Annotated in this window: 9 protein-coding genes; 4 read left to right on the forward strand and 5 right to left on the reverse strand. The window is 46.7% G+C overall.

Features of this window, described 5'->3' with window-relative positions:
- Window positions 1-97 precede the first annotated feature (97 nt).
- Window positions 98-1,447, reverse strand: a complete 1,350-nt coding sequence (locus QUA36_RS14130) for a DUF4912 domain-containing protein (RefSeq protein WP_333166226.1) — start codon at window positions 1,445-1,447, stop codon at window positions 98-100.
- Window positions 1,448-1,683: 236 nt separating this feature from the next.
- On the opposite strand from QUA36_RS14130, the gene QUA36_RS14135 reads away from it, so the two are divergent.
- Both QUA36_RS14135 and cysS read left to right on the forward strand, forming a co-directional pair.
- Window positions 1,684-1,815, forward strand: a complete 132-nt coding sequence (locus tag QUA36_RS14135; protein WP_333179782.1) for a hypothetical protein — start codon at window positions 1,684-1,686, stop codon at window positions 1,813-1,815.
- Window positions 1,816-2,245: 430 nt separating this feature from the next.
- A complete protein-coding gene (gene cysS / locus QUA36_RS14140) occupies window positions 2,246-3,754 on the forward strand; it encodes a cysteine--tRNA ligase (protein ID WP_333458119.1) in 1,509 nt (502 codons plus the stop codon).
- Window positions 3,755-3,804: 50 nt separating this feature from the next.
- Here the strand turns inward: cysS and QUA36_RS14145 are convergent, their stop codons facing one another.
- A complete protein-coding gene (locus tag QUA36_RS14145; protein WP_333365724.1) occupies window positions 3,805-3,993 on the reverse strand; it encodes a DUF433 domain-containing protein in 189 nt (62 codons plus the stop codon).
- 111 nt (window positions 3,994-4,104) lie between these two features.
- Between QUA36_RS14145 and QUA36_RS14150 the strand changes: the two genes are divergently transcribed.
- Together QUA36_RS14150 and QUA36_RS14155 are read left to right on the forward strand one after the other, a co-directional pair.
- Window positions 4,105-4,332: a hypothetical protein gene (locus QUA36_RS14150; RefSeq protein ID WP_333458121.1), complete on the forward strand. Its 228-nt coding sequence runs from the start codon at window positions 4,105-4,107 to the stop codon at window positions 4,330-4,332.
- Complete coding sequence (locus QUA36_RS14155; protein WP_333207244.1) at window positions 4,329-4,613, forward strand: type II toxin-antitoxin system mRNA interferase toxin, RelE/StbE family; 285 nt, start codon at window positions 4,329-4,331, stop codon at window positions 4,611-4,613. Before QUA36_RS14150 ends, QUA36_RS14155 begins: the two co-directional genes overlap by 4 nt.
- A gap of 40 nt (window positions 4,614-4,653) precedes the next feature.
- Here the strand turns inward: QUA36_RS14155 and QUA36_RS14160 are convergent, their stop codons facing one another.
- The 3 genes from QUA36_RS14160 to QUA36_RS14170 are packed head-to-tail and all read right to left on the reverse strand — an operon-like array spanning window position 4,654 to window position 6,355.
- Window positions 4,654-5,610, reverse strand: coding sequence for an alpha/beta hydrolase (locus QUA36_RS14160; protein ID WP_333458123.1), 957 nt, complete (start codon window positions 5,608-5,610; stop codon window positions 4,654-4,656).
- A gap of 33 nt (window positions 5,611-5,643) precedes the next feature.
- A complete protein-coding gene (locus QUA36_RS14165; protein WP_333458125.1) occupies window positions 5,644-5,973 on the reverse strand; it encodes a helix-turn-helix transcriptional regulator in 330 nt (109 codons plus the stop codon).
- The gene (locus QUA36_RS14170) at window positions 5,966-6,355 is read right to left on the reverse strand and encodes a type II toxin-antitoxin system RelE/ParE family toxin (protein ID WP_333458126.1); all 390 of its coding nucleotides are present in this window, start codon (window positions 6,353-6,355) and stop codon (window positions 5,966-5,968) included. The genes QUA36_RS14165 and QUA36_RS14170 overlap by 8 nt, the downstream gene beginning before the upstream one ends.
- Between the last annotated feature and the right edge of the window lie 103 nt (window positions 6,356-6,458).

Genomic DNA, 6,458 nt, shown 5'->3' on the forward strand with positions numbered 1-6,458 from the left:
CTTAACAAATCATGATCTGTTGAGGCTATGCCTTGTGATGGTTAAAAAATTGGCACAAACCTGCATGATCGCCCGTTGCTCGATCGACCGCGAGCGATTAGCCCAACCATTCCACAACAGCATCTTCCTTGGTATTGGTGCGCCGTTCTGGGGTTTCGCGGTTGAATTTCAAGTGGATGGCGCGGTTTTGCTCGCCGTCTGCTGCTACTGCAAAAATCGGATAGTCGATTAAGCCGTCTTGGAAGGACATCTGGAAGCGGAAAGTGCCGTCCGGATTGAGTTTAATCGGCTGTCCGCCTACGTAGACGGTAGCGTCAGGCTCGGTGGCCCCGTAGACGATCAGTTCGGCATCAGCAACTAACCAGAACTGGCGGGGGCGCATCGGGGCGGCGAAGCCAACTCCCGACATACCGACACCGGACATACCGAAACCGGACATGGTGAGGCCGGACATACCCACACCCGACATACCGACACCCGACATGGTGAGGCCGGACATACCGACACCCGACGCGGTGAGGCCGGACATGGTGGGAGCCGCCCACATTCCGACGCCGGAGGGGAACACGTAGGAACTTAGAGCTTGTTCGTGGATGCCGACTTGCTGGACGGAACCGGCGACGTGCTGCATGGAACCGAAGACAGAACCCGCTACGCGCAGGGATTCAGCAGATTCTGCCATGCCGAAGATTTGTTCGTAGATGGCGTTGCTGGTGCTGTAACCACCGCCATTGGCTGCTTGTGCGAGTTTCTTGGCCGGAGGAACCAGTTCGGCGAAGGTTTTGCCTTGCAACTCTTCTTCCCAATCGAGGGTGATGAATTGATCTTCAATCCAGTCGCTGGGATAGACGGGAGGAACGCGGACTTGGGCCGATCGAGCTAATACCAGCCAGCGGCCATCTGCACAGCGGTAGCCGATGTCGATCGCATAATCCCGATCGCTCACGGGGATTGGCACGTACCATTCCCGCGCCAGTTCGTCGCAGGGATATTCTTGAATGCTGTGTGGGCTTTGAATGTCGAGGTTAACATCTGTAACGTCGTAGATCCGCAGGGCGAGTTGCTGTCCTCCTTGGCGACGCAATTCTTCTTTGCGATCGTTGGGAATGTCCCAGTAAGTGTAGGCCCATTCAGGGTCGCGGGGCATTAAAACCACCCGGCTTTCGCCGTAGCCGTTGGGCAAATCTGCTAAACCTTCATCTACAGACGACAAAGAACCGCCTGTTCTATCTTCTTGACCGAGTTCAAACTTTGCTGCTTCCACTGCTTCTTGTGCCTCTAGTTTGCGAGATGGGGTGTAGGAAAATTTGGTGCGTTGAATTTCTTGAATTGATGCCAGAAGTTGCGATTTCCGCATCCGGCTGTAGCGAGAGACTCCACATTCGCTAGCAACTCTGCGGAGTTGTCGCAAAGTCATCTCTTCTAATGGTGGGCGTTCTTTTGCCATGAGTTTGTTCTCCACTAATTTAGGATGGCGGGTTAGATTTTTTCTTGCAACACAAATGTGTTGATTTTTTGAGTTAGAAACTCTTTTAAATCTACATATTATCGAGCTTCCAAATCTCTCCAACCTTTGAAGCCTTGCTTGTTTTTAGCTTGTCTTGTCCCCATGCGATCGGGGGTTTGGACTTATTGGCTTCTGCGCGCACCGTTCGATCTAAATAAAGCTTTATCTGTCGATTCTTGATTGACAAGATCGATTTTGTGAGTGCGATCGGTGCTGCTAGCAACGCTGTGCTTGCAGCACACGCGCTATTCGACTCCCAAGGCTGCTTAATCGAAGCATTTCTTTGGGATCGCTTTGTCATGACTTAATGTTGCAGACAAGTTGCGATCGGGTCAAGGGGTCTTTTCCCTCAATTATGGGTACTTATACGCATTTTCGTGATTTTGGGGATCAATATGTCAGGGAATCTTGACAAAACGGCGCTGACGGGGATCGTCCCGGAAATTATTGTCAAGATTCCCTGACATGAATTAGATGTGAGATTGAGTCGGCTGGGGCGGTACTATAGATAGAGGAGATTTAGTACCCAATTTCCTCGGCTGGCAGTTGGGCGATCCTCTTGTGCAAGCTTCGTTAACGGGCGATCGCAACTACAAACCAACAGTCCTGAACGCAAAAATGGTTTGACGCGCAACTGATACAGATAAGGTGAGGCACTGCACACCCTACACATAGACGTTCTGCGTAAATCTTGTAAAATCTAAAATCTAAAATCTAAAATCTAAAATCTAAAATCGAATGACTTTAACGCTTTACAACAGCTTGACCCGTCGCGAATCACCTTTTGAACCCCTCGAACCAGGAAAGGTGCGGATGTACTGCTGCGGCGTTACGGTGTACGATTACTGCCACGTCGGCCACGCCCGCGCTTACATTGTGTGGGACATGGTGCGGCGTTATCTGATGTGGCGGGGATACGATGTGCGCTACGTGCAGAATTTTACAGATATTGACGACAAAATTCTCGATCGCGCCCGCGAAACAAATTCAACAATGGAAGCCGTGGCGCAACGCTTCATCGATGAATATTTTGCAGATATGGACAAGCTGAATATTCTCAGGGCCGATGAATATCCCCGCGCCACCCATACAATGGACGGCATTAAACGGCTGATCCACGAATTAGAAAATAAAGGTTATGCCTATGCTTCCGGCGGCGACGTTTACTACAACGTGAGGCAATTTGCCGATTACGGAAAACTTTCCGGCCGCAAGTTGGAAGAAATGCAGGCAGGGGCTAGCGGTAGATTGGAAACCGCAGAAATAGAAGCTCAAAAAAAGCAAGATTCGTCAGATTTTGCCCTGTGGAAAAGCGCTAAACCGGGAGAACCTGCTTGGGATTCATCTTGGGGAAAAGGTCGCCCCGGATGGCACATCGAATGTTCGGCGATGGTGCGCGATTGCTTGGGCGAAACTATTGACATTCACTGCGGCGGTTCCGATTTAATTTTTCCGCACCACGAAAACGAAATTGCTCAATCTGAAGCCGCGACGGGCAAGTCCCTGGCTAATTATTGGATGCACAATGCTTTTGTGACTGTCAATGGCAAAAAGATGTCGAAATCTTTGCACAATTTTATTACAATTCGCGATTTGTTGGAGGGGAATTGGTCGGGTGATACAGCTTTGGAAGGAAGCGAGAAGTCAAAAGCGGTGGAACCGATGGCGGTGAGGCTGTTTGTGTTGATGGCGCAATATCGCAGTCAAATTGATTTTACCGAAGAGGCGATCGCCTCCGCTAAAAATGGCTGGCATACTCTTAAGGAAGGCTTACTTTTTGGCAGTCAACACGGCTCTAAACTGGGTTGGGATGTTGATAAAATTGATAAATTGGCTGGAGAAGATAACAAATCAGTCCAGCAATTTCAAGCAGCTATGGATAATGATTTCAACACTCCCGCTGCTTTGACTGTGCTGTTTGAATTAGCCAAGGAATTGGGCAAGGAAGGCAATGTTTTAGTGCATCAAGGCAAAACAGAAACTGCGCCGGATTTGTTGCCGCAAAAATGGCTGACATTGGTGAGTTTGGCGGAGGTTTTGGGTTTAGAAGTTCAGCCGGAAAGTGATAGCAATGATGCTGTTGGCGGTTTGAGTGATGGGGAAATTGAGGTGATGATTCAGCAGCGGAAAGATGCCCGGAAAGCTAAGAATTTCGCTGAGGGCGATCGTATTCGCAACGAACTTAAGGATAATGGGATTACTTTGATCGATCAAAAGGATGGTACCACGATCTGGCATCGGGGTTGAAACTAAATTCATAGTCTGCGGAGGCAGACTTTGTTTGACAAGAAGCGGTTTCAACCGCCGAATTCTAAACACGCTCTAATGTCTTCCTCCGTCAACTCAGGAAAATCGTCTAGAATCTGTGCATGAGACATTCCCGCAGCCAGCCAACCCAACACATCATAAACGGTAATTCGCATTCGCCTGATGCAAGGCTTTCCACTGCGTTTACCTGGTTCGATCGTAATGATGTTATCGCTCATGACAAGACCGACTTTAGTACATTTTTTTTAGTGTAGCCTAGTCTTGGAATAAGCGATACAATTTACTCAACTTCGCAATTTGTTCAACCTTGGAGCTAATAGCCTAACTCTATGAATACCCTCGACCAAGTGCTAGAAACTGCTTTACAACTGTCCTACGAACAGCAGGAAATGCTGATAAAAATCCTGCAAAACCGTCACCGCGAGAGTGTCCGCGCGGAAATAGCTGCTGATGCCCAACAAACCTTAGCTGATTTCCGTACAGGCAAATTTCGACACCAGTCAGCCGAGGATGTTATTGCAACATTACGCCACTCTTTGGACGAGCCCGAAGCATGAGACAACTGGTTCTGACTCCCAAATTCAAACGAGCATTTCGCAAGTTGGTCAAACGAAATCCTGAGCTCCAGCAACGTATTGAAGAATCTCTTCAACAAATGGAAGCAGATGTATTTTTTCCTAACTTAGGTACCCATAAACTAGGCGGCAAACTTGACGGTCTTCAGTCCTGCTCTTGCGGCTATGATTGTCGTATCGTGTTCTCGATTGAAGAGGATACGGAAACAAATACTGAAGTCATTGTTTTACTCGACATCGGGACACATGATGAGGTCTATTAACTGTGTCAGTCATTATTAGACGACAACTTCAGGAAGAGATTTAATTTTTATTTAACTTGTTCACAAATTCGGCAACAGCCGCGACAAATTCTGCGGTGGATTCGTAGGGCAAAACATTGCGCCCCGGCATTAATAAACCTTCCGCATTGGGAAAATGGGCTAAATATTGCGCTAATCTTTCATCCGGTTTCTCTTCCTTACCCGCTTGACTGATGCTTGAGGCTTTTTCTCCCATCACAATGAGTGCGGGTCGATCGAACTTTTGAATCGTACCGCTATAATCCTGCCGCCAAAACCCTGCTAAAAACGAGAAAACCGCGTGCCGGCTGTCAGGATTTGCCGCCCCAGCCTGCAAAGCATCCAACCATTCGCTGTCAACTTTTGCCGCATCGCCAAACAGTTGTTTCACAGAAAAAGAACGCAAAAATTCAGCGCGTCTGGCGTAGCGATAAAAAGCGTTTCCCAAGGGAGAATCTAACAAATTCCAGACAATTCTTTGCTGTCTTTCTGTCGAATGTTTGTTCATCACCGCCCAAGCGGGAGGCCCCGCGAGGACTAAGCCGCGAATTAAATTTGAGCCGCTTTCCTGCTGCCTTTTTGCTAAAGCCAAGGCTACACATAGTAAAGCACCTTGTACGAGGACGATCGCAGGTTTTTTGACTACAGTTTCCAAGAAATACTGCAACTGTGCTGCCCAATCGTCAGGATAGCAAGCCACAGCGGGCATTTCGCAATCGCCGCAGCCCAAAAGGTCGGGATTGTAAATCGGATTAGTGTTCCCTGCTTTGTACCAACTCTCACAAAATCTATGCCAAAAGATTCTTGACAAACCAACTCCTATCGGATGAATTAATAACAAAGGGATGCTATCTTCTGTCGCAGTAGTTGGTTTATAAACATCATAAGCACATCGATAATTTTGCCATTCGTAAAACAGCGTTGGTGATTTTATAGACGACATGGTTGACAAATCTTTATTTGAAGGTGGTGATTGCATATTAATCTTTTAATTTTTTACTTGTTTGTTTACTTATGATGCTACGACAATGTGAGTTTTAGCTTGAACATTTGGTGGCGAGTGGGCAATCCTAATCTCTACGTTGCTGCCGAGTGCGTTGAGAAAAAGAAATAGGCGTTCTGTAGAGAACTCGGATAATTTACCGCGCATCAATGCTGAGAGTGTAGGTCGATCGATTCCTAATAGCTTTGCTGCTTGGTTCTGGGTTAGTTGGCGTTCCGAAATTAATTCACTAATCTGATGAGCTAGTTCTGCCTTAATCAGTAATTCCTCTGGATTGGGTAGCCCTAAATCAGCAAAAACATTTCCAATACTGGAATGCACTTTTATTTCTTCAGTCATTTTGTTCCTCCAATTCTTGCTGTTCTAAATATTTTTTGTAGTGTTCTTTGGCACGCTTAAGTCGAGATTCAATCAAATCTATATCTTGCTTGGGGGTAGCAATTCCCTGCTTTGATTTTTTTTGAAAAGAATGAAGAACATAGACTATTCCTTCAAATTTTACGGTATATATCGCTCGGTAAGTGTCTCCATCAAAATTCTCAACAATTTCTAGAACGCCAGCACCTTTAAATCCTTTAAGCGGTTTAGCATCAGGATGCTTTTTACCCAGTTGAGCGCGGTACAAAGCAAAACCCATAATTTGCTGAACATCTTCAGGAAAGTCGCGCAAGTCGTCACGGGAACTGCCGATCCATTCAACGGGTTTTAATAGCGAATTCATAATCTTAATTATATTATTTATATCATATCAATACTCCGGACAGTTTTTAAAGAGGAATGCGATCACAATAAAATAGAGAAGTGAAAAAAGTGAGTGCAATCTG

The organism is Microcoleus sp. Pol10D4 (genome assembly GCF_036701555.1).
GTDB lineage: Bacteria > Cyanobacteriota > Cyanobacteriia > Cyanobacteriales > Microcoleaceae > Microcoleus.

What these genes read in the sequence shown, in the direction of transcription:
- QUA36_RS14170 (WP_333458126.1), bottom strand. Translation starts at nt 6,355, where the DNA reads ATGAATTCGCTATTAAAACCCGTTGAATGGATCGGCAGTTCCCGTGAC.
- QUA36_RS14130 (WP_333166226.1), bottom strand. Translation starts at nt 1,447, where the DNA reads ATGGCAAAAGAACGCCCACCATTAGAAGAGATGACTTTGCGACAACTC.
- QUA36_RS14155 (WP_333207244.1), top strand. Translation starts at nt 4,329, where the DNA reads ATGAGACAACTGGTTCTGACTCCCAAATTCAAACGAGCATTTCGCAAG.
- QUA36_RS14165 (WP_333458125.1), bottom strand. Translation starts at nt 5,973, where the DNA reads ATGACTGAAGAAATAAAAGTGCATTCCAGTATTGGAAATGTTTTTGCT.
- cysS (WP_333458119.1), top strand. Translation starts at nt 2,246, where the DNA reads ATGACTTTAACGCTTTACAACAGCTTGACCCGTCGCGAATCACCTTTT.
- QUA36_RS14145 (WP_333365724.1), bottom strand. Translation starts at nt 3,993, where the DNA reads ATGAGCGATAACATCATTACGATCGAACCAGGTAAACGCAGTGGAAAG.
- QUA36_RS14150 (WP_333458121.1), top strand. Translation starts at nt 4,105, where the DNA reads ATGAATACCCTCGACCAAGTGCTAGAAACTGCTTTACAACTGTCCTAC.
- QUA36_RS14160 (WP_333458123.1), bottom strand. Translation starts at nt 5,610, where the DNA reads ATGCAATCACCACCTTCAAATAAAGATTTGTCAACCATGTCGTCTATA.